Source organism: Acinetobacter lactucae (genome assembly GCF_013344765.1).
Lineage (GTDB): Bacteria > Pseudomonadota > Gammaproteobacteria > Pseudomonadales > Moraxellaceae > Acinetobacter > Acinetobacter lactucae_A.
On the sequence record NZ_JABVBF010000021.1, the window covers coordinates 1 to 20,598 of the forward strand.

General features: G+C 40.6%; 18 protein-coding genes and 2 tRNA genes. 6 read left to right on the plus strand and 14 right to left on the minus strand.

Translation table 11 applies throughout. The features are described from left to right. Nucleotides 1–95 precede the first annotated feature (95 nt). Nucleotides 96–1,886, plus strand: a complete 1,791-nt coding sequence (gene argS, locus HUN22_RS04090; protein WP_174726615.1) for an arginine--tRNA ligase — start codon at nucleotides 96–98, stop codon at nucleotides 1,884–1,886. A gap of 158 nt (nucleotides 1,887–2,044) precedes the next feature. Beyond that, nucleotides 2,045–2,659, plus strand: a complete 615-nt coding sequence (locus tag HUN22_RS04095) for an SPOR domain-containing protein (RefSeq protein WP_174726616.1) — start codon at nucleotides 2,045–2,047, stop codon at nucleotides 2,657–2,659. 40 nt (nucleotides 2,660–2,699) lie between these two features. Here HUN22_RS04095 and HUN22_RS04100 read toward each other — a convergent pair whose 3' ends face one another. From HUN22_RS04100 to guaA, 4 genes are all read right to left on the minus strand, one after another. Next, entirely contained in the window at nucleotides 2,700–3,368 is a 669-nt protein-coding gene (locus tag HUN22_RS04100) for a glutathione S-transferase (protein WP_087090531.1), read from the minus strand. Nucleotides 3,369–3,480: 112 nt separating this feature from the next. Next, a complete protein-coding gene (locus HUN22_RS04105) occupies nucleotides 3,481–3,888 on the minus strand; it encodes an OsmC family protein (protein ID WP_174726617.1) in 408 nt (135 codons plus the stop codon). Beyond that, on the minus strand, nucleotides 3,885–4,832 hold the full coding sequence (locus HUN22_RS04110; RefSeq protein WP_174726618.1) for a pirin family protein: 948 nt from the start codon (nucleotides 4,830–4,832) through the stop codon (nucleotides 3,885–3,887). The genes HUN22_RS04105 and HUN22_RS04110 overlap by 4 nt, the downstream gene beginning before the upstream one ends. 214 nt (nucleotides 4,833–5,046) lie before the next feature. After that, nucleotides 5,047–6,615: a glutamine-hydrolyzing GMP synthase gene (guaA, locus tag HUN22_RS04115; protein WP_009387699.1), complete on the minus strand. Its 1,569-nt coding sequence runs from the start codon at nucleotides 6,613–6,615 to the stop codon at nucleotides 5,047–5,049. 382 nt (nucleotides 6,616–6,997) lie between these two features. Between guaA and HUN22_RS04120 the strand changes: the two genes are divergently transcribed. Beyond that, on the plus strand, nucleotides 6,998–8,215 hold the full coding sequence (locus tag HUN22_RS04120) for a DUF445 domain-containing protein (RefSeq protein ID WP_174726630.1): 1,218 nt from the start codon (nucleotides 6,998–7,000) through the stop codon (nucleotides 8,213–8,215). 62 nt (nucleotides 8,216–8,277) lie between these two features. Here the strand turns inward: HUN22_RS04120 and HUN22_RS04125 are convergent, their stop codons facing one another. Then, nucleotides 8,278–8,715, minus strand: a complete 438-nt coding sequence (locus HUN22_RS04125; protein WP_174726619.1) for a DoxX family protein — start codon at nucleotides 8,713–8,715, stop codon at nucleotides 8,278–8,280. A gap of 194 nt (nucleotides 8,716–8,909) precedes the next feature. On the opposite strand from HUN22_RS04125, the gene HUN22_RS04130 reads away from it, so the two are divergent. Further along, nucleotides 8,910–9,551: a DedA family protein gene (locus tag HUN22_RS04130; RefSeq protein WP_174726620.1), complete on the plus strand. Its 642-nt coding sequence runs from the start codon at nucleotides 8,910–8,912 to the stop codon at nucleotides 9,549–9,551. A gap of 7 nt (nucleotides 9,552–9,558) precedes the next feature. Here the strand turns inward: HUN22_RS04130 and HUN22_RS04135 are convergent, their stop codons facing one another. From HUN22_RS04135 to HUN22_RS04155, 5 genes are all read right to left on the minus strand, one after another. Next, nucleotides 9,559–10,149: a LysE family translocator gene (locus HUN22_RS04135; protein WP_174726621.1), complete on the minus strand. Its 591-nt coding sequence runs from the start codon at nucleotides 10,147–10,149 to the stop codon at nucleotides 9,559–9,561. Nucleotides 10,150–10,363: 214 nt separating this feature from the next. Next, complete coding sequence (locus tag HUN22_RS04140; RefSeq protein WP_002114091.1) at nucleotides 10,364–10,750, minus strand: hypothetical protein; 387 nt, start codon at nucleotides 10,748–10,750, stop codon at nucleotides 10,364–10,366. A gap of 10 nt (nucleotides 10,751–10,760) precedes the next feature. After that, the gene (locus HUN22_RS04145) at nucleotides 10,761–11,603 is read right to left on the minus strand and encodes a ParA family protein (protein WP_174726622.1); all 843 of its coding nucleotides are present in this window, start codon (nucleotides 11,601–11,603) and stop codon (nucleotides 10,761–10,763) included. Nucleotides 11,604–11,679: 76 nt separating this feature from the next. Then, a complete protein-coding gene (locus tag HUN22_RS04150; protein WP_004795332.1) occupies nucleotides 11,680–12,072 on the minus strand; it encodes a SirB2 family protein in 393 nt (130 codons plus the stop codon). An 11-nt stretch (nucleotides 12,073–12,083) separates the two neighbouring features. Continuing rightward, complete coding sequence (locus tag HUN22_RS04155) at nucleotides 12,084–12,392, minus strand: BolA family protein (RefSeq protein WP_174726623.1); 309 nt, start codon at nucleotides 12,390–12,392, stop codon at nucleotides 12,084–12,086. A gap of 230 nt (nucleotides 12,393–12,622) precedes the next feature. On the opposite strand from HUN22_RS04155, the gene HUN22_RS04160 reads away from it, so the two are divergent. Together HUN22_RS04160 and HUN22_RS04165 are read left to right on the plus strand one after the other, a co-directional pair. Next, nucleotides 12,623–12,698: transfer RNA gene (locus HUN22_RS04160), tRNA-Gly, on the plus strand. Between the two features lie 45 nt (nucleotides 12,699–12,743). Further along, nucleotides 12,744–12,819 (plus strand) — tRNA-Gly (locus HUN22_RS04165). Between the two features lie 165 nt (nucleotides 12,820–12,984). Here the strand turns inward: HUN22_RS04165 and HUN22_RS04170 are convergent. From HUN22_RS04170 to HUN22_RS04185, 4 genes are read right to left on the minus strand one after another with little or no spacing between them, the layout of a single operon-like run. Further along, nucleotides 12,985–13,746 (minus strand): 4'-phosphopantetheinyl transferase family protein, encoded by a 762-nt coding sequence (locus HUN22_RS04170; RefSeq protein WP_174726624.1) that lies wholly within the window; start codon nucleotides 13,744–13,746, stop codon nucleotides 12,985–12,987. Continuing rightward, entirely contained in the window at nucleotides 13,746–15,599 is a 1,854-nt protein-coding gene (locus tag HUN22_RS04175) for an alpha/beta fold hydrolase (RefSeq protein ID WP_174726625.1), read from the minus strand. Before HUN22_RS04175 ends, HUN22_RS04170 begins: the two co-directional genes overlap by 1 nt. 54 nt (nucleotides 15,600–15,653) lie before the next feature. Continuing rightward, nucleotides 15,654–16,928, minus strand: coding sequence for a porin (locus tag HUN22_RS04180; RefSeq protein WP_174726626.1), 1,275 nt, complete (start codon nucleotides 16,926–16,928; stop codon nucleotides 15,654–15,656). Continuing rightward, complete coding sequence (locus tag HUN22_RS04185) at nucleotides 16,925–20,575, minus strand: outer membrane lipoprotein-sorting protein (protein WP_174726627.1); 3,651 nt, start codon at nucleotides 20,573–20,575, stop codon at nucleotides 16,925–16,927. The genes HUN22_RS04180 and HUN22_RS04185 overlap by 4 nt, the downstream gene beginning before the upstream one ends. Between the last annotated feature and the right edge of the window lie 23 nt (nucleotides 20,576–20,598).

Sequence of the window (20,598 nt, forward strand, 5' to 3'; positions counted from 1 at the left end):
GCATAAAGAATTATTGGAATATTAAATCCCCTCCCCTAAGTCATCGGAAATTTGCTATATTTGACGTTTTTCTGCGACATCTATTTTCGATTGATATGAATACGGCAATACAAGCAGCTCTCGACCATGCAGTGCAAACTCTTCAACAAGAAGGGGTGCTTCCTTCCGACTGGAAAAACACAAGCAACTTAACACGCACCAAAGACCGAAGCCATGGCGACTTTGCTTCTAATATTGCCATGATCGGTTCGAAAGCTGCTGGTATGAAACCACGCGATTTAGCTGAGAAAGTTCTAGCTGCGTTACCAGAAGTGGCCGATATCAGTAAAGCTGAAATCGCAGGTCCCGGATTTATTAACTTCTTTTTAAATGCAGACCAGCGCTTTGCTATTCTTGACCAAATTCAGGCGCAAAAAGAAATTTTTGGTCGTAGCCAAGCAAATGCAGCGAAAAAGATTCAAGTTGAATTTGTTTCTGCAAACCCAACGTCTAGTCTACATGTAGGTCATGGACGTGGTGCGGCATATGGTATGACTGTTGCTAATTTACTTGAAGCAACGGGTGCTAAAGTTGACCGTGAGTACTATGTAAATGATGCTGGCCGTCAAATGGATATTTTGGCGACTTCTACCTATTTACGTTATTTAGAATTACTAGGACAAAACCTTGTATTCCCTAAAAATGCATATCAAGGCGATTACGTTAAAGAAATCGCACAAAGCATTATTGATAAAGATGGCGATGCTTACGTTCGTGAAGTTGCGAATGTTTATAAAGACGTACCAGAAGATGTGCAATATGCTGAAGAGCTAGATAGCGAAGGCAACAAAGTTGTGTTATCTGGTGATAAAGAAAAGCACATTGATGGTCTTATTGCCAATTCACAACAATTGTTAGGTGAAGGCTACCGCGTATTCCACCAAGCTACTCTTCATGCCATTTTAGATGATATTAAAGATGACCTTGCTGACTTTGGTGTAACGTTCAACCAATGGTTTAGTGAAGCGTCTCTTAGTGCAAAAATTGATGAAGCTTTAGAAACACTAGATCAACGCGGCTTCCTTTATGAAAAAGATGGCAACATCTGGTTTAAATCGACTGAATTTGGCGATGAAAAAGACCGTGTTGTTAAGCGTCGTAATGGTCAAACGACTTATTTTGCATCTGACATTGCATACCACTTAAATAAACTACAACGTGGTTATACTGACCTTGTTGATATTTGGGGTTCTGACCACCACGGTTATATTTCCCGTGTAAAAGCGGCGATTGATGCAATGGGTTACGACTCTAAAAAATTGACTGTCCTTTTAGTTCAATTCGTAAGTTTATGGCGCGGTGGCGAGATGGTTCAAATGTCATCTCGTTCAGGTCAGTTCGTGACTTTACGTGACTTGCGTAAAGAAGTGGGCAATGACGCAGCTCGTTTCTACTACGTAATGCGTAAGAGTGAACAACATATTGACTTTGACCTTGATCTTGCTGTTTCACAAAGTAAAGACAATGCTGTGTACTATATTCAATATGCACATGCACGTATTTGCCGTATGTTAGAAAAAGCAGCAAGCACCGACTTACAATTCGATGTAAATACTGCTCGCCCACATGCAGCTCGCTTATCTCTTGATGCAGAAACCGAGATTCTTGCTAAACTGGCAGCTTATCCAGATGCGGTATTACGTGCTGCAAATGCGTATGAACCTCATCAAGTTGGTAACTACTTAAAAGAGTTAGCTGCCCTGTTCCACGGTTGGTACAATGAACATAAAGTATTAAGCGATGATGCAGAGCTTACACAAGCCCGTTTATTGCTTTCAATCAATGTACAACAAGTGCTTCGTAATGGTTTAGAATTACTTGGTGTATCTGCACCAGAATCTATGTAATAAATATATTGCATGACAGCAAATCAAAGGTCATGCAATATATAGTAAGCGGTGGTTTGTATCGTTAAGATAGCGAATACAAACCACTGTTTTTAACATCGTAAGACGAGAATCAAACTCGAATTAAAAAACAATCAAAATACAGAGGAATAATCCACGTGTTTGGCAAAACGCAACGCGGTGTATCTGAAAGACCTAATAAGCCTAAAAAGCCCCTAATTCCTAAATGGTTAGGTACACTTGTCGCTATTTTGGCGGTCTTATGTATCGCTGTAATGCTTATGCTTTGGAAACCTTGGCAACCTGTTCCTGCAAAAAATCAGATTACCTCTGAGCATTACCAAGAAGAAGATACCAATAAAGACTATCGCTTCTACGATCTATTACCTCAGCAACAAGTCACCCCTATTCCTGAACAAGCAATCCCTGAAAGCAAAAATCAAGGCACTGCTATGATTGTTGAGGCACCAAGTACAACTCAACCCGCTGCCTCTGAAAGTGTAGGAATTGATAGTGATCAATCAGCCACTATTCCACAGCAACCTACTTATATTTTACAAGTTCGTAGTTATAACGACCCTGATCAGGCTGATGCCCGCCGTGCAGAAATCATTTTAAATGGCTTATCTGCCGACGTCGTCAAAAGTACTGAAAATGGACAAACATGGTATCGCGTTATTTCAGGACCATATGATACTCAAGACGCAGCATTGGCTGCTCAGCAAACCTTACAACACAGCGGTATTGACTCTATCGTGATCAAACGTAAGTAAATTGAAAATAAAAAAGGAACAAATATTTGTTCCTTTTCTTTTAAATATCAGCGCAATTCCTTTCATTAGAACCAATTCCTTTTTTTTTCGCTTTTTGAAACGCTACCCTTCGCCGAATACGATGTAAAAAAGCCTGAATATGAGGGTACTTACCTTGCAAACGCGTTTGCAAAGCCTCCAAAGGAAAGCTCATTTGAATATCAGCAAATGAAAAATCGCCTGCGAAATATTCATGCTCTGCCAAATAGTTTTCTAAAAAACTAATATGATCTTTCATACGCGGGCGAACAAAATTTGCTTTCACCCCTTCTGTGATTTTTTTTGCTACTGGCTGAATTAACCAAGGCACATGCTTGTTTACATTATTCATGACCAAAGTCATGACCAGTAGTGGCATAAGCGAACCTTCTGCATAGTGCATCCAGTAAATATATTGCTGTAAATCTTGCGGCTCTGTGGGTTTAAATTGTTGCTTCTGATCATAACGTTGCTGCAAATATTCCAATATCACAGCAGATTCTGCGATGACTTGCTCATCATCAGTCAAAATCGGAGCTTTACCTAAAGGATGAATACATTTCAATGTTTCTGGAGCGGAATAGTTAGGTAGACGTTGATAATAATGAATATCATAATCTAAGCCCAACTCTTCTAAAGCCCATAAAATTCGAAACGATCGCGAACATTCCAGGTGGTGTACACTAATCATGTTATTGCCTGCTTTTATTTTTCTTTTTACATAAAAAACAGCATGTGAACATGCTGTTTTATTCCATTCGTGGAATGGATATAAAATCATCCACCTCCACAAAATAGCATTTTTACGCTGTAACAAGCACAGTATGAATGTCTAAACTACGTAACAAAGTTTTAGTGACTGGCGTTTTGCTGCATACCGTTAAGATTTTTTGCTGAAGCTCTTCATCGGGTAAGCCTTTAAAAACAATGCGACGTTCTATGCGTTCTTCATGCTCTCTATTGGTATGAAAATCAATTTCAATCGAGAACTCACCAAAATCATAACCTTTATGCTTTGCATACATTCTTAAAGTAATAAGCGTACACGCGGCTAAACTTCCGGTGAGCAAATCATAGGGCGCTGGGCCTTGGTCTTGCCCTTCTAGCTTTTCAGGCTCATCACAAAAATATTGATGACGTCCACTGGTGATTTCGCCCTTCCATTGTTCAGCAAGGGGCTTTGCTTTACTGCTTGCGATTACTGCTGTCATTTTGATGCTCTCATTTGATCTGGAAGAACAGGGGCTTCTAAACGTGCACCAACATAATCTGGAATTTCACCAAAACGCGCATCATGGTTAATCCATTGCTCACGCGCTTCTTTTAAATCATCCATTGTACGTGCAACAAAATTCCACCATAGCAAGATTGGTGTTTCAAACGGTTCACCGCCAATCAAAAGAATACGATTGCCTTTTTTTACTTCAATCTCGATTTCATTAAGGCCAGTATCTAATACCACCATGTTGTCAGCAGTTAACTCATGACCATTGACATGAGCTATGCCATCAAGTGCCATAAAACCATATTCATAATTGGGATTTAATGGAATACGAGTTTTGGTATCTTGGGCCGCAATTAAGTCGACACCCACTAACGGCGTATGTACCACAACTGGAGAAGTCGTTGCTAAATACTCACCCACAAGAACAGTAAATTCTAAACCGTCTTTTTCAACTACAGGAAGTTCAGGGTAATGTTCAAATTTCGGAACCATATTGCGCTTATCATCTGGTAAGGCAATCCAGAGCTGAGCAGCATGCATTTGAGTTTCTGTATCAGGTGCAACTTCTGTATGTGAAATACCGTGACCAGCTGTCATTAAATTAACTTGCTTAGGACGAATAAGTTGTTTTGAACCTAAACTATCGGTATGCATCATGGTCCCTTCAATCATCCACGTGAAGGTTTGCAAACCAATATGAGGATGAGGGCCAACATCTAGACCATCGCCTGCTGGAAAAGTTACTGGACCTGCATGATCTAAGAAACACCACGCTCCAATCATTCGTTTTTGTCGGCTAGGTAAAGCCCGCTTAATGACTGTCCCCTGTCCAATTTCAGCAGAGCGAATTGGAAATTCCTGAATAAACTGATTGGCAAATTTTTCGCAATCCTTTGAATCAGAAATATCGTAATCATTATTATTGCTCATGATATTACTCTCTTTTACCTATGCTTTTGCAATGAGTTGTTTTAATGATCTTAACAATACACTCATTATTCAATATAGTCTTTTAGTAATACACAGGGTGTTATGAATGAGACAATCAAAGTTTTAAGTATCAAAATTAATTTTCATCTTTAAAAGTTGAGTAATAAAAAAGGACGCTAATGCGTCCTTTTCTTTACCAACAAACAGAGGAAAATTATTCCCACTCAATCGTTGCTGGTGGTTTAGATGACACGTCGTATACAACACGTGATACATCTTTAATTTCATTCATAATACGTGTTGAGATTTTATCAACTAGTTCGTATGGTAAATGTGCAAAACGAGCTGTCATAAAGTCAACCGTTTCAACTGCACGAAGCGCAATTACCCATGCATAACGACGACCGTCACCCACTACACCAACTGACTTAACAGGTTGGAACACAGCAAATGCTTGAGCAGTTTTGTCATACCAACCGCTGTCGCGAAGCTCTTGCATGAAGATGTCATCAGCAAGACGAAGAATATCTGCATATTCTTTTTTCACTTCACCCAAAATACGGACACCTAAACCAGGGCCCGGGAATGGATGACGGTAAATCATGCTGTGTGGCAAGCCAAGTGTAGTACCTAATTTACGTACTTCATCTTTGAACAAGTCACGTAATGGCTCTACCAATTCAAATTCTAAATCGTCTGGTAAACCGCCCACGTTGTGGTGTGATTTAATTACGTGTGCTTTACCTTGTTTGCTTGCAGCAGATTCGATTACGTCTGGGTAAATCGTACCTTGCGCCAAGAATTTCACGCCATCAAGTTTACGTGCTTCTTCAGCAAATACTTCGATAAATTCACGACCAATAATTTTACGTTTTTTCTCTGGATCAACTTCACCAGCCAATGCAGTTAAGAAACGTTGTTCAGCATCTGCACGAATAACACGAATACCCATGTTTTCAGCAAACATTTGCATGACTTGGTCACCTTCGTTCAAACGAAGTAAACCATTATCAACAAATACACATGTTAACTGGTCGCCAATTGCTTTGTGTAAAAGCGCAGCAACGACAGATGAGTCAACACCACCAGAAAGACCTAAAAGAACTTTTTCATCACCGATTTGTTCACGTAATTGCTCTACACGTAAATCAATGATGTGTTCAGGTGTCCAAAGACCACCACATCCACAAATTTTATGAACGAAGTTTGCAAGTAACTCTTCACCTTTTGCCGTGTGCGTTACTTCTGGATGGAATTGCACACCATAGAAACGACGCGCTTCATCACTTACAGCAGCAACTGGACAGCTTGGTGTGCTTGCAGTAATCGTAAAGCCTTCTGGAATCTGGCTAACTTTATCGCCATGACTCATCCAAACATGAAGTTGGTTTTCACGGTCTTGTAAGTTACCAATCAGTTGGTCACGTTTAACGATATCAACTTCGGCATAACCAAACTCATGCACAGTACCCGGCTCAACTTTACCGCCTAACTGTTCAGACATAGTTTGCAAGCCATAGCAAATACCCAATACTGGAACGCCTAACTCAAACACCACTTGTGGTGCACGAGGGCTGCCTTCTTCATGCACACTCTCAGGTCCACCTGACAAAATAATGCCATTTGGCTTAAAAGCGCGAATGTCTTCTTCAGACATATCAAAAGCATACATTTCAGAGTAAACACCAGCTTCACGCACACGACGTGCAATGAGCTGACTATATTGAGAGCCGAAATCCAGAATCAGGATACGATCTTCAGTAATTTGAGTATTGGTAGTCATGACAAACCACTAAATGGCAAAAGAATTAAGCGCGCCATTTTAACATTTTTCACGCTTCGACGCACCGCAAATCATCATATATCTTATTTTTTTCATATCAGAATCATTTCTATAATTGGATTGTTTGATATAAATCGAAATTTACTGATATTTATCAATCCACTGGCCCACCCTCAAAAACTTCAGAAGCATTGATAAATTCATCACATTCTATGCAACATCACCATGAAATTGATGTTAAGATGACCCGATAAAACAGGCATTACCATGGAAAGGTAAATACCAAGCGATATTTGTCTGTGCTAAACACTTATCCATTTTTATGGCTTGTTGCCCCATATCAAAATCAATAGAAATCTAAGGAACAACAATGCTTCAAACTATGATTGCAGATTTCCAGCAACATTTTTGGTTGTATATCTCTATTCCTTTTATGAGTGGTTTAATTGGCTATGTCACCAAGGTGATTGCCATTCAAATGATGTTTTCTCCACTTGAATTTAAAGGCATTAAACCTTTTCTAGGTTGGCAAGGCATCGTGCCACGCAAAGCCGAGAAAATGGCAACAATTGCTGTTGAACTGATGACAGCCAAGCTCATTAAACCTGAAGAAATTTTTGCCCGTCTTGACCCTAAGCGTATCGCTAAAGAAATAGAAAAACCATTGCTGGCCGCAGCTGAAGATATTACCCGTGACGTTGCTCAAGAATATCAACCCGGTTTATGGGAAGGCATGCCAGAATTTGCTCGCCAAAGACTCATTCGTCGTGTGCAATCAAAAGCACCCGAGATTGTTGAACACATCATGAGTGAAGTACAACGTGATGTGAACCGATATTTTGATATTAAACATCTTGTTATCAGCAACTTGCTTAAAGATAAACGCCTACTCAATAATATTTTTAAACGAGTGGGCAAACAAGAATTTAAATTTTTTAGTAATGTCGGATTCTTCTTTGGTTTCGGTATTGGTGTAATTCAGATGCTGTGCTGGATTGTCACTCAAGGAAAATACCCTTGGATGCTTCCTCTGTTTGGTGGCTTTGTGGGCTTCTTCAGCGACTGGATTGCACTGCAAATGATGTTTAGACCGCTTTATCCTAAAAAGATATTAGGTTACACATGGCAAGGCCTGTTTATTAAACGTCAAAATGAAGTTGCAGCTGACTATGCAGCTTTAATTTCTAAACAGCTTTTAACATCACGTCACATGATGGAAGAGTTATTTTCGGGTACACATTCTGCACGTGTTATTGATCTGGTTAACCGTCATGTCAAACAAGAAATTGATATGCAAGCTGGGGTTATTCGTCCATTGGTTGTATATGCAATTGGCGGAGAAAAATATCAGGATATGAAATCGCAAGTTGCTGAACGCATTATGCAACGACTACCAGAGACGATGAAATACGTAGAATCTTATGCAGAAGATGCAATGAATATTCGCAGCACACTCATTGAACGTATGCAAAAATTAACTCCTTCTGAATTTGAAGGGATGCTACGTCCTGCATTTAAAGAAGATGAGTGGGCACTGATTGCAGTCGGTGCAGTGCTTGGTTTCATTGTTGGGGAATTGCAAATCCAGTTTATGCTCTGATTTCCAAATTTTAGAAATAAAAAACCGGATGAATTGCTCATCCGTTTTTTTTGTCTTGAATATTATTTCTCGATTGCATGATCCAGACTAATACGGCCAGCACCATGAAGCATTAGGAAGAATAAACCGCCTGCCATTGCTAAGTTTTTCATGAAATGGATGCCATTATTGTATTGTGCTGCTGCGTCAGCTCCCCCTTGATGGAACAAGAATGCAGTTAAAATACTAAAGATACCAAGACCAAAAGCTGCAAAGCGTGCCTGAAAACCAAACAATAAAGCTAAACCACCACCAAACTCAACCAAGATAACTAATGGGAGAATTCCACCCGGAACGCCCATTGCTTCCATATATCCTGCAGTTGCTGCATAACCGGTAATTTTCCCCCAACCAGCAACAAGGAAGATATAAGCCATAAGAAGACGAGCAACAAGGCTAATAAAACTGTCCGCGCCTGATTGCGTTACGATATTTTTAACCACTACATTTGGATTAAACATTTTGCCACCTTTATTTAAATGCTTATTTATTGATGAGCTCATTCTAGGTTTAGGATATTGATAATTAAATACTCAAAATCCATATATATCGTTGCACAAACAGGATGATCAATTTGTATATTTTTGATGTTTTATACTGACTTTCTATAGGCTCACTGCTAGGATTTGAACACGGTTTACCACTTGCTCTTATCATGGAACTTCTTGATTTTATTCTACACGTTGATCAGCATCTCGCCGAGTTTATTACAAATTACGGGACATGGATTTATGGCATTTTATTTCTAATTATTTTTGTTGAAACCGGTTTAGTGGTTATGCCTTTTTTACCGGGCGATAGCTTGTTATTTGCAGCAGGTGCTTTAGCAGCATCTACAGGTGCGATGGATCCGTGGTTATTGGGTGCTCTACTCTTCGTGGCTGCTGTTTTAGGCGATACAGTGAACTACCATATTGGACGTTTTATCGGTCCACGTGTATTTGAAATGAATTCTCGATTCATTAATAAGCAACATTTAATTAAAACTCAAGAATTCTTTGCTCGCCATGGCGGTAAAACAATTATTTTTGCTCGTTTCGTTCCATTTGCCCGTACCTTTGCACCCTTTGTTGCTGGTGCTGGCAGCATGAACTATAAGTTTTTCTTAACTTATAATGTGATTGGTGCATTTTGCTGGGTCGCTTCTTTTGTGGCGTTAGGCTATCTATTTGGAAATATGCCAATCGTTAAAGATAACTTCACTCATCTTATTTTTGGCATCATCATTATTAGTATTTTACCGGGCATCATCGGCTTTATACGTGAAAAACTAAAAAAACGAAAAGCCAACGTTTGATATTAATTTAGAAGAAACGGAATACCACCGGAAGCATACATAAAATAAGCAACATAGCCGATCCTTTATATAAATGATCGGCTTTTATTTTCTTTACTGGCCCCATTAATAATGCACGTCCAAAAATCATCCAGAAACTCGCAGCTGGGATGAGTGTCAATGTAAAAATACCGAATACCATTAGACAATTTTCAGGCGAATTCCATGTTTCAGCTGGAAAAATGCCTGCGGCAAAAAGTAAAGATTTCGGATTTTTTAAAGTTGAGAAAAATAATTGACGGGGGCGAATATTACTGTGAGTTTGACTAAATTGTTGTAAATGAGTGGTTTTCCATAGTCGGAATGCCATCCAAAACACATATAGCACACTCGAAATATGCAAAATAAGCAATAACGCAGGCCAAACTGGTGCTGCCAAATGAATAAACACAGCCCAAAAGCTAATGCCATAGGCATAGCCTAACCATTCCATGGGGATAAGCCAAAAAGTTTTAGATAAACCTTGAGAATGAGCAGCGGTTGCAAGTAAAGCATTTGTCGGCCCCGGAATGAGCAAAACAGCCAACATTGCTAATACAAAAAACCAACTCTCAATCATAAAGTTTCCATAATATCCAAGATGGGGCCACCTTAAACGAAACAGGCAAAATATAGCAAGTTTATGAAGCTTATTGATTACAGAAAATACAGTATTTTAGAAGCTTAAAAATTGATAAATGACTTATTTATATTGATTTTATTATGAAACATTTTGCTAAACTTTATTCATCACAACATGCCTTAATTAGCATATTGTGATGTCAAATTGACTATTAATTCGTCTTTTTGCGAACAATAATTGGGCAATTTTTAAACTGAGCAGCCTGAACTATTGCTTCTTGCTGACCTAAAACACGTGAAAGTTCGGTATTTTTCGTTGAAGAAGATTGTCCCATATTTACAGAAATAGATGGACCGAATCCCCAGCCACCTCGTCCCCAGCCACCACCGAGTCCAAGACCAACACCCATACCTGTACTTTTTGGAGTTTGCACTCCGTTGTCGATATATTGCTGAATACGGTTATATTCACTTTGTAGCTGTTGACAGCTCAAAGATTGATATTGTGTCGGAGACACGTAAGTCGGTTTTACCGTCGTCGCACAAGCGCCTAGTAATAAAGTGGCTGCCACCAAAGGCGCAATATATAAGCCTTTCATCATTTTTCTCTTATCGTTTTGGCTCAATCTCACCAAACAATGTCTCATAAGCTTGAGTCAATTTATGTTCTGGTGCCAAATGAGCCAAAGGTAAATTTTTCTGATGCGATTCTTTCATTAAAACCGAAGGCGGTAACATGCTATTAAGTACAGGCAACCCTTCATCTTTCAACTGCTGAACCACTTCCCGAGGTAATTTTGCTTGAGCTTGGAATTGGTTGACGACAATTCCTTCAATTTCCAAGCGATCATTATGATCATCTTGCGTTTCGAGAACATTTTCAATCAATGTTTGTAACGCACGCTTTGAAAAGACGTCACAGTCGAAAGGAATGAGTACTTTATCTGCCGCAATTAGAGCAGAGAGAGTGAAAAAGTTGAATGCAGGTGGTGTATCTATATAAATACGATCATATCGTCCAATTAAGTTTTGAATTGAATCACGTAATTTATAAATTTTATGTTTACTTTCAAGTGCATGCTCAAGCGCGCCAAGTGTAGGACTTGCTGGAAGCACATCTAATTTTGCAAAAGGAGTTGAATGTACAAAACTGTCGAGATCTTTATTTCGTGGAGCTTTTAAAATCGAACCTAACGCATTACCAATTAAACCCTTTTGTTGATTGTTTCCCAACACATCTTCAAAAAAGTTTTCGATATTGGGTTCTAAAATTGATTTTTCAGCAGAATAAGTCGCTTCATCGCCTAAAAGGTATTGACTAGAGTTGGCTTGAGGATCAAGATCAATGACCAAGGTTCTTAGGCCATGTTTGGCACTAATTGCAGCCAAATTTACAGTAATACTTGATTTCCCTACACCGCCTTTTTGGTTAAACACCACACGAGTTAACATGTTTCCCTCTGCATATTTTTTTACTGTACGCAGTTTAACCTAGAGCTTAAGCAAAAAGGCAAAGAATGTAGAACAATTAAGCAAAAACAGGTTTCACAATCACTAAAATAATAATAGCAATAAATGCGATCGCACTAATGATTAAACCCGCCCTACGTTGCGCCAATAAAAGAGTGTCATCTTTTTTAAAGGCTTTCATCAGAGAAGATAACAAGACTAAAAATAGAATAATTTTAGCGTAAAACCATGGCTGTACCTGAAAGTCTTTCATGACCAATAAAATTGCGCCCGTAATAAAAACTACGGTAAACGACAAATGTTGTAAGGCAACTAATATTTTGCGCCCCGCGGGGTTTGGTTGCTCTCCTTGCACGCCTACAAAAAGAGTTGAAGCGCGTAAGACAAAAACCATAAGTGCGGCAGCCACCGCAGTCATGTGAATAATTTTAGTGAGTAAATGTGCATCCATGAAATTAGCCCTTAGTTTTTAGGTGCATGTGCACATTCTGGGCTAGCAGGTGCTTGACCTTGCCACTCATTTGGCAAATAAGCATGAATTGCTAAAGCATGAATTTGGCCTGGGTTCATTAAGTCTGAAGCTAAGGCATATACCTTTTGATGGCGTTGGACCAAACGTAACCCATTAAACTCTTCACTCACTATAATCACTTTAAAATGCGATTCCTTACCTGGGAAATAACCACCATGTCCCGCAGACTCATTGATAACTTCCAAATGGCTAGGTGCAAGGGTTTGTAACCGTTCAATCAACTGTTGTTCAAGGCTCATAACTTTTCCTTTTACGATTATTCGTATATTTGAACCTAGTATACCCTGTCTACACACAAACAAAAGTTGCTCTTGTATGCTTTGGCCTCAAACAAAATGTCTATTTATTCGGCAACTTAACGATAAAAACACATCTAATTGCTCATTTCTGATTTTATTTTATGCAATCAGCATATTTATTTGCATAAAGTTGTTGACCCATGTTTCGCTTAATGTATTATAAGCGGCACGCGGGAATAGCTCAGTTGGTAGAGCATAACCTTGCCAAGGTTGGGGTCGCGAGTTCGAGTCTCGTTTCCCGCTCCAAATTGGTTTTTTTTGAGAAAGTTTTCGTAAAAACTGCTTATATATGCGGGAATAGCTCAGTTGGTAGAGCATAACCTTGCCAAGGTTGGGGTCGCGAGTTCGAGTCTCGTTTCCCGCTCCAAATTTAAAAGGCCCTAGTCGAAAGACTGGGGCTTTTTTCTTTTATTGATTAATGGTTTTTACGTTCTATCGATTCACAGCATATTTTTTGAGAATAGTTCGACTCAAGACCGAGTAATTCATTATTAGACTCACATCTTTAAATCGTCAGTTATAACGATTAAATCTAGCTATATTTACAAGGTGTTGGAGTTATTCGATGCCTAGATATAAAGGGTAATAATTGAAAACAGTCCAAGTTAAAGCGCTTTAGGCTACAACTTTGTTGCAAACATATAGAAAAGATGAAGTTAGAATCATATATATAGCTTTCAAAATAATACTCTTCTGCCTTTTGAGCATTATTGGTTGAGTCGAGAAATTGTATATGCTCAGGCAACACATAAAAGTTGAGCTTCTTTAAATGACGGCTCATTCCTTCGCCAGTACATTTAATATAGGATTCTTTTAAGGTCCATATTTGAAAAAACCGCTGGTATACACTGGATAGATCAGTGAGTTTATTCTCTTTAATCCATTCAATTTCACTTAGATCTAACACACTATCGACACGCATCCAATCGAACTCACGATCCACTCTTTCAATATCGACTCCTATTTCCCCTTCTTCAGTCACAACAAGGATAATAACGTCTGCTGAGTGAGTAAGATTAAAATACACAGCCTTGCTGCCTTGCACAAAAGGCTTGCCGTTGGGATGTAACTGGAGGTTGACCTCATAAGGTGCGATACCTAGTTTATCTGCCAAGACAGTCTTCACTAACACACGAGAGATCAAGAAAAGGCGAGCCGCCTTAGGATGATATTGATCATATCTCAGCTTCTCTGCCGAACTGAGAAAGCCGAGATAATGACTCAATACCATATGGTCTTGTGGTACCCGTGAAACTGGGCAGACATAGACCTGCACTTGGGCACGATCAGACATTAGGAAGCGGTAGTGCTGTTATATTTCATTAGAACAGGTGCGAGATAGTCAGAAACCGCATCTACATGTGTAACGTGTGGATTATGGCCTGCGCCAGCGATAATATGTATAGGGATATCTACGCTTATTGTGGTAACAATTGGATCTTTATCTCCCACAATGATTTCAACTTTAGAACTAAGTTCGTTTAACAAAGCTGTCTGAGTTGCTCGCTGCTGGGGCAAACTAATACGGTGCATGTACTCACTAATATGCTTGGCTACCGACACTCGACGTAATGAATCCATCGCATAACCAACAGACGGATTTTTTTGCCCATCTGGATGCAAGTCTTTAGCAATCATATCTTTCGGCACAAAACGGAAAATCAGATTAGATATGGCTTGTATCTGAAACATTTTAGCGGCCTGCGCCTGAACAAAATAAGGCGATATGAGGATGAGGCACGCAACTTTATCTGGATATTTCTTTGCAAGATTCAAAGCAAAAAGACATCCTAACGAATGTGCAATAACAACACTATTTGGCGCTAAAAGTTTTGCAGCGGCATCAATAAATTGATGGTTATTGTCTTCCATCATCTCATAACTGCCTGAACGCCCAAGTCCCGGCAGATCCATCATAGCGACCTGATCGTATGTGATTTTATTGATGATTGGAGACCAGCATGCACTATCAAATGGGATCCCATGTAAAAATAATGCAGATGATGTGTCAGAACTAATCGGCTGTTTAGTATAGATTTCTGTCCAATATCGATTCTGATAGCTGAAATGACTAGGTATTGGTACTTGCATACGACCAAAGCGTGTAAGCACCAAACGATCAATCCAACGAGAAAAATAAGGAGTGACATTGATCAGGTCTGCGATGCCCATTTTCGTTGCCATCGCCTCTGCCCCGGCAACATGATAGTGCTCGGTAGAGATGAAAGAGAGTTGTTCTTTAGAACCATCAAGCAATACCTCAGGTAATTTCTCTAATAGACCTTTGGGTACTTGTAAATGTGGTGTGCTGACTCCCAAATGCTCGGCAGCTAGGTGAACGAGACGATGAAATTTCGGCGTCGCAGGATCAAGCAACATATACTCCTGAGCAATAGTCTCAGGATAAGACATCGTTCGGATCAAAAAGCTCACGATATACTGCATATTGCATAGTGGCAGGAATGTGTCACGACCACCTGGCAATGCCAGCAGACGTCCCTGATAGAGCTTATCAATCATGTCAGCAACACCTATATACTGCATATCGCCATATGTATAGAAACCATCAATGACTGTCGCTGGATTTATTGCAGTCCATGGTACATTTAAACGCTTACAGGCCTCAATGAAAGCTTGATAACCCAAAATTTTTGAAGCTTCATAGCCACCATGTTTGCAATACAACTCATCAGCCGACTCTTGTGGCGGAGTAGCCACACGATATCCACCAATCCAGATAAATCGCTCAAGCTGCTTCAATGTTGCAGCCCATTCAATCAAGGCAAGTCCTGACTTAATATTGGTACGCTCAGCTTCAGCTTTGCTAATGCCCCAATTAAAGGATGCAGCAAGATGATAAATCACATGGATCTTTGCCTGAGCATCCGCTAGCAGAGAGTCCAGCTTAAAATCGCGGCTTAAATCATATTCGACAAACGAAATAGACGGATCAACTAACCCTTGCGTTGCAATGAAACCTAACAGCTTATCTTTCTTGGTTGCGGCATTACGCAGCGCAGCAATCACCTGATGACCTTCACGCAGAAGATCAACGATCAGTCTGCTACCAATAAAACCTGCTGCACCTGTTACTAATATGGTCTTCCGTGAAAAATTATCTTTTTTTGCGTTATTTAAATTATCCATAAATCACCTTATTAGGGACTGGGCACTCCCAGCATTGTTTTGGAGCGAATTATCTTAAAAATTATATCGAACCTGGGCATACACCAGACTGTTATCTCTAAATTGTCCTAACACCGTATCATTTCTACCCCAGAAGCGATCTCCACCTACATTCAATTGCCAGTGATCATCAAGGCTGTAATTAATACGTACTCTCAACAATTCATTAGGCTCTGGTGCAAAGTAGAATCCTGTTACTTCTAATTTTAGATTATCATTCAGTAAATTAAGTGCATAGCGCAGCATAGCTCCATACTGATCCTGCTCATATTGGTCACTGATTGTTTGCTGATAACGATACACTTCTCTCAATACTGGATTTGTTAAGCTGTCGGCAGATCTAAAGTCCTCCGTATGTTTGTATACGCCAACCAAACTTAGCGTGGAATTCTTTAATGCTAATTCTGGACCCATGACCACGGTCAGATTATTTTTTTTGTGCGTAAGATCTTCACTACCATTCGAGTCAGTGTGGGTATATGCCGCTTCACCGCGCCATACGATATCGTTATGGTTATAACTGAAATCAAATCCATAGACGGACATAGGATTATTTTTCAGCTGCAATGTTGCCTCCCCTGTTGGAGATGCAGAAAGAATTGACAGATCGGGCATGTGATCCAAACCTGAGAAATACGATGCACCAACATCGAGACCATCTACAGAATAATCCCAGCGCATTGCAAATGCAGGACGGCTCTTCTTATCTATTTCATACTGGACACCAGAAATCTGGCGCAATGGCATCACATCTGAACGACTACGCGGATACCACAATGCTGTCCATTTATTGGTTCCCGATTCAGGAATATATGTCAATTTGATTGCATCATTTCCAAGACGCTGATCTGTCTCATCGGGCACTAGACGCGTATAGTCACGGGGCGATAGGTTATCTGTTGGGTTAATCCCGTCAGCTCTTCCCCAGACTACAATCTGGCGACCAAAGTCGAGATAAACCGTCTGATCCCAGTTATAAGATGCGTACAACTCACGTAAGTTGCGATTCACCTTACTTACCTGATCTGGGTTTACAGTATGGTCCGTTTCGTCTCCAATATTTATGTCGTAATGGATCTTAAACTCAGGGTTAAACTTGAGCGTACCATTGGACCAGAAACTTGCTTGTCCAATGTTTTTTAATGAACTTAAATCACGATCTGATGACCACACATCGAGTCTGGCTGAGTTCTGGCTCACAAAACTAATTTCGCTGTCATCTGCATGAGCATGCTGCAGCAGCATAAAGCTACTGCAGCATGCAAATACCCAATAGGCACCTTGCGTCATTTTTCAAGACTCTGCGGTGAGAAAAGCTTATCGGATAAGGTTTTTTCTGCGACAAAATCATTGACGATTACTTGTGTCATATGTTGAGTTTGCAGATTTTTCGCCATAGATTTCATGGCTTGCCATCTTGGTTTCACTTTGCCGTAAGGACGGATATCGGTGAATTCAATATGTTTTAACGGCTTACCTGCTGTATCCCAAATGTCGATGGTTGCTGTAACAAAGTTATCTTTGAGTATGCACATGCGACGTTTGCTATAACCAAAGTCACTCTTCACAGTATTGTTAATTGGCGTTGCTTCAATCATGTAGCAATCTTTGCCATTAAATTTGCCATCTGCCAGTTTCGTATACTTCCAGTCACTGAGCTTATAGCCAAGCACATCACCATAACTAAAGTCCGTACCAATAAAAGCATCACCCTTATTCGCTGATGCAAGACGGCGTACTTTTTTCAATGCAGGCAAATAGACAAACATGCTATCACTGCCTTTCGCATTCTCAATCAACAGCGTCGTGGTTCCCTGTACATCTGCTGGTGAGATGAATTCAGTCAAACGCATATTGTTCTGAGTATTTCCAGCAAGCTTAGTCATATTTTTAGTCAAACGTACGCGTTGCTCGCCATTTTTAGAAGTCAAAATGAATTTGGCGCTAGCGCTTGAAGACAAGAACTTAGAGGCATCATCACTACGATTAACAATGTCTTGAACTTCATCTGCATAAGATGTTTTAGGCATCGACATGGTGAGTGCAGTACCCAACAAAAGACTTGTCACAACAGTTTGTGCAACGGTAATGTTCTTTTTATTTGAGGGAAAGATAAAACGAGGTTTCAACATTAGAATCATTGTAGGTACCATAATTAAGGTTGCAAATACACTGAAAAGCATCGCAATCACAATAAACATCGCTAGCCATTGATGGACGTGGAAGCCTTGCGACAAGGACAGCACACCGTAACCACCAGCAACCGCAGTCGCGACAAAAAGTGAAGCCTTACCAGCAGTACTTAAAGTTTTACGAATAGCATCTTTGATATCGCCCCCTTCTTCGCGCAAGATTTCACGCAAGCGATAGAGGAAGTAAATGGCATAATCTGCACCAATACCGACAGCCATGGCCGAGATGAGGGAGTTCGGAATATTGAGCGGAATATCGAGCCAGCCCATCACGCCAAAGATGGCAAGAATTGAGAACAGAAGTGGTGTCAGGACAATCAACCCAGCCGAAAGTGAGCGGAAGACCAGCGCAGAGATAAAGAATACGGCAAATGAAATCTGTAGAATATTCATGAGTTTGCCGTGAACCATGGTTTCAGTTAAAGCGATGGTTTGAGTCACATCACCACCAAAACTCACAACAGCCTTATCACCCAATTGACCCGCCATATATGTTTTTAGCGACTCAAGGATTTCTTTAATACGATGATTACTACCTGTTTTTAACAGAATCGTGATCTTGGCATAGCGCTGAGTCGTATCAATGTAAGATTCAAAATCAGTCGGTTCACCAGACATTGAATACAACAGTAGATACTGAGCAACAACATCTTTGGTTGCTGGAACCTGAAATGCCTGTGGCTGATCGGCATTCATTGCCTGATTCATTCTCTTGATATAGTCCACGATAGAGATGGTTTTACCGACCTCTGGAATTGAATTCGCGAACTTTTCTGTATTATCAATCGCTTTTAGAATTTCTGGATTTTCAATACCATCACGAACCTTTGTATCGACCATGATGTAGAGACTGTTTGTGCCACCAAGAGACTGATTCAGAAATCTGTCATCTTGCTGCATTGGTAGGTCGCGCGAGAAAAAGTTTCGGCTATCGTTATCCACCACAATACGGCTTGTGCCAATAGCAAGAAAAACACCCAGTACTGCAATCACAGTCATTAGCATCATTCGCGGACGAACTGACAAAATGACATCGCCAATGCGTTTTGGAATCCAGTCCCAGATCGGTAAACCTTTGCGTGCGACCTTGGTAACCGAAGGCGGTGGTAGCATCGAGCGAAGTACAGGAATAAAAGTCATCTCAATAATCAGCGTACTGATAATCCCGATTCCTGTAAAAATACCGAATGAACGGATAGTCGGAATATTAAAGGTCAACAGAGAGAAGAATCCAGCCGCTGCAATACCGCCAGCCAATATCATAACCGGACCAACACGAACCATAGACTGCACCACGGCTTCGCTATTCGCAGCTTTAGGTTCCACACCTTGGGCAGTCAGTCGATCAAAGTCTTCATAGTATCGCTTGAGCAACTGAACGGCGTGCCCTGCCGCAATGGCGAGAATCAGAATAGGTGTAGGAGAGTTAAAGATATCCATTGGCTGTTTGAACAGCCCCATCATGCCCATACCCCATGCCACAGCCAGTAAAGCTGTAACAAGTGGCAAGATCAAACCCTGCTTACTACGGAATGCTTCGAAGTGCAATAACCCAATGACCAGTATGGCAATCGGGAACAAGATATTGATCCGTTTAGAGTAATCTTCGGCTTTATCCAAATAAACAGGATTACCGCCGACACTAATGGTCATATCCTTAGACTGTTCAGCCGCTACGATCTTGTTGATCGGACCCATCATCTTTTGGAAGCCCTCTGGACTTTCCTCAAGCTCAAGCAAAATAGCAGCAGTTTTCTGATCTTTGGATACGACCGAATTCATGTAGATTGGATTCAGTGTCAACAGTTTTTTCAGCTGATCGACATCACCTTCGGTCACAGAACTGTTCGGCAGTAATTTCTTAGCATCAAAGCCATCCGAATTCGCCGTGATCCCTTTGGCCTGACGTGCAGCCAGACTCATCAGAGTAGATCGAACCACACCCGGAGCATTATCAACCTCTTCGGTAATGCGTTTGACTTTTTCTAACACTTGCGGCTGATAAATATCACCCTGCTTCGGTGTAATACCAATCACGACCATGTACTTGGAGCCGAATTTCTTTTCTATCAGCTTGGTCGAGGTGATATAAGGATGCCCTTTGGGCGCAAGCGCATCTGGATCAATAATAATTTTTACACCAGATGCGAGATACGCCAGTGCAATCGTCAAAAGCATTACCACCGTCAGCACAATACGGCGATGGCTAAGAATCCAACGCGCATATTGCTCCATCATCTGATCAGTCTTGCGAGGTGGCTTATTGGTCTCGTGCGTTGGCTTACTTTCAGTGCCAGTCGACTCATAGGCTTCACCCTTCTGAGCTAGAGCCTCGAGATTATCGACATCTTTTTTGAACTGGGCGAGCACCATCTTTTTTAGCAATGCTGGCGGCAATACACCAAAAAAACTACCTGGTTCAGCTTCAAACACCCATTCAATCCATGTACCTTCCGGATGTGGTTTGAAACGGTAAGTACCTGTGTAGTGAAAGGGCCCCTCCACTACTTTAAATGCATACAATTCGTTCGGTACTAGATGGGTAATTTCACCTTTAAAGGACATTTCACGACCAATAAAGCTAAAACCGATTTCATACTTACTGCCCACACGCGGAGTATTGTCTAGCAGTTCAGAATGCTTACACGACAATTGCCAACCTGCATCATTGGCCGGGTTTGCAAGATAGTTAAAAACCTTGTCAATCTCGGCCGGTATGAGGAAAGCATGTTCTATGGTCACCATAGTAGTTCTACCTTCTTGTATTT

What these genes read in the sequence shown, in the direction of transcription:
- argS (WP_174726615.1), top strand. Translation starts at nt 96, where the DNA reads ATGAATACGGCAATACAAGCAGCTCTCGACCATGCAGTGCAAACTCTT.
- HUN22_RS04100 (WP_087090531.1), bottom strand. Translation starts at nt 3,368, where the DNA reads ATGATTAGTGTACACCACCTGGAATGTTCGCGATCGTTTCGAATTTTA.
- HUN22_RS04105 (WP_174726617.1), bottom strand. Translation starts at nt 3,888, where the DNA reads ATGACAGCAGTAATCGCAAGCAGTAAAGCAAAGCCCCTTGCTGAACAA.
- HUN22_RS04110 (WP_174726618.1), bottom strand. Translation starts at nt 4,832, where the DNA reads ATGAGCAATAATAATGATTACGATATTTCTGATTCAAAGGATTGCGAA.
- guaA (WP_009387699.1), bottom strand. Translation starts at nt 6,615, where the DNA reads ATGACTACCAATACTCAAATTACTGAAGATCGTATCCTGATTCTGGAT.
- HUN22_RS04120 (WP_174726630.1), top strand. Translation starts at nt 6,998, where the DNA reads ATGATTGCAGATTTCCAGCAACATTTTTGGTTGTATATCTCTATTCCT.
- HUN22_RS04125 (WP_174726619.1), bottom strand. Translation starts at nt 8,715, where the DNA reads ATGTTTAATCCAAATGTAGTGGTTAAAAATATCGTAACGCAATCAGGC.
- HUN22_RS04130 (WP_174726620.1), top strand. Translation starts at nt 8,910, where the DNA reads ATGGAACTTCTTGATTTTATTCTACACGTTGATCAGCATCTCGCCGAG.
- HUN22_RS04135 (WP_174726621.1), bottom strand. Translation starts at nt 10,149, where the DNA reads ATGATTGAGAGTTGGTTTTTTGTATTAGCAATGTTGGCTGTTTTGCTC.
- HUN22_RS04140 (WP_002114091.1), bottom strand. Translation starts at nt 10,750, where the DNA reads ATGAAAGGCTTATATATTGCGCCTTTGGTGGCAGCCACTTTATTACTA.
- HUN22_RS04145 (WP_174726622.1), bottom strand. Translation starts at nt 11,603, where the DNA reads ATGTTAACTCGTGTGGTGTTTAACCAAAAAGGCGGTGTAGGGAAATCA.
- HUN22_RS04150 (WP_004795332.1), bottom strand. Translation starts at nt 12,072, where the DNA reads ATGGATGCACATTTACTCACTAAAATTATTCACATGACTGCGGTGGCT.
- HUN22_RS04155 (WP_174726623.1), bottom strand. Translation starts at nt 12,392, where the DNA reads ATGAGCCTTGAACAACAGTTGATTGAACGGTTACAAACCCTTGCACCT.
- HUN22_RS04170 (WP_174726624.1), bottom strand. Translation starts at nt 13,746, where the DNA reads ATGTCTGATCGTGCCCAAGTGCAGGTCTATGTCTGCCCAGTTTCACGG.
- HUN22_RS04175 (WP_174726625.1), bottom strand. Translation starts at nt 15,599, where the DNA reads ATGGATAATTTAAATAACGCAAAAAAAGATAATTTTTCACGGAAGACC.
- HUN22_RS04180 (WP_174726626.1), bottom strand. Translation starts at nt 16,928, where the DNA reads ATGACGCAAGGTGCCTATTGGGTATTTGCATGCTGCAGTAGCTTTATG.
- HUN22_RS04185 (WP_174726627.1), bottom strand. Translation starts at nt 20,575, where the DNA reads ATGGTGACCATAGAACATGCTTTCCTCATACCGGCCGAGATTGACAAG.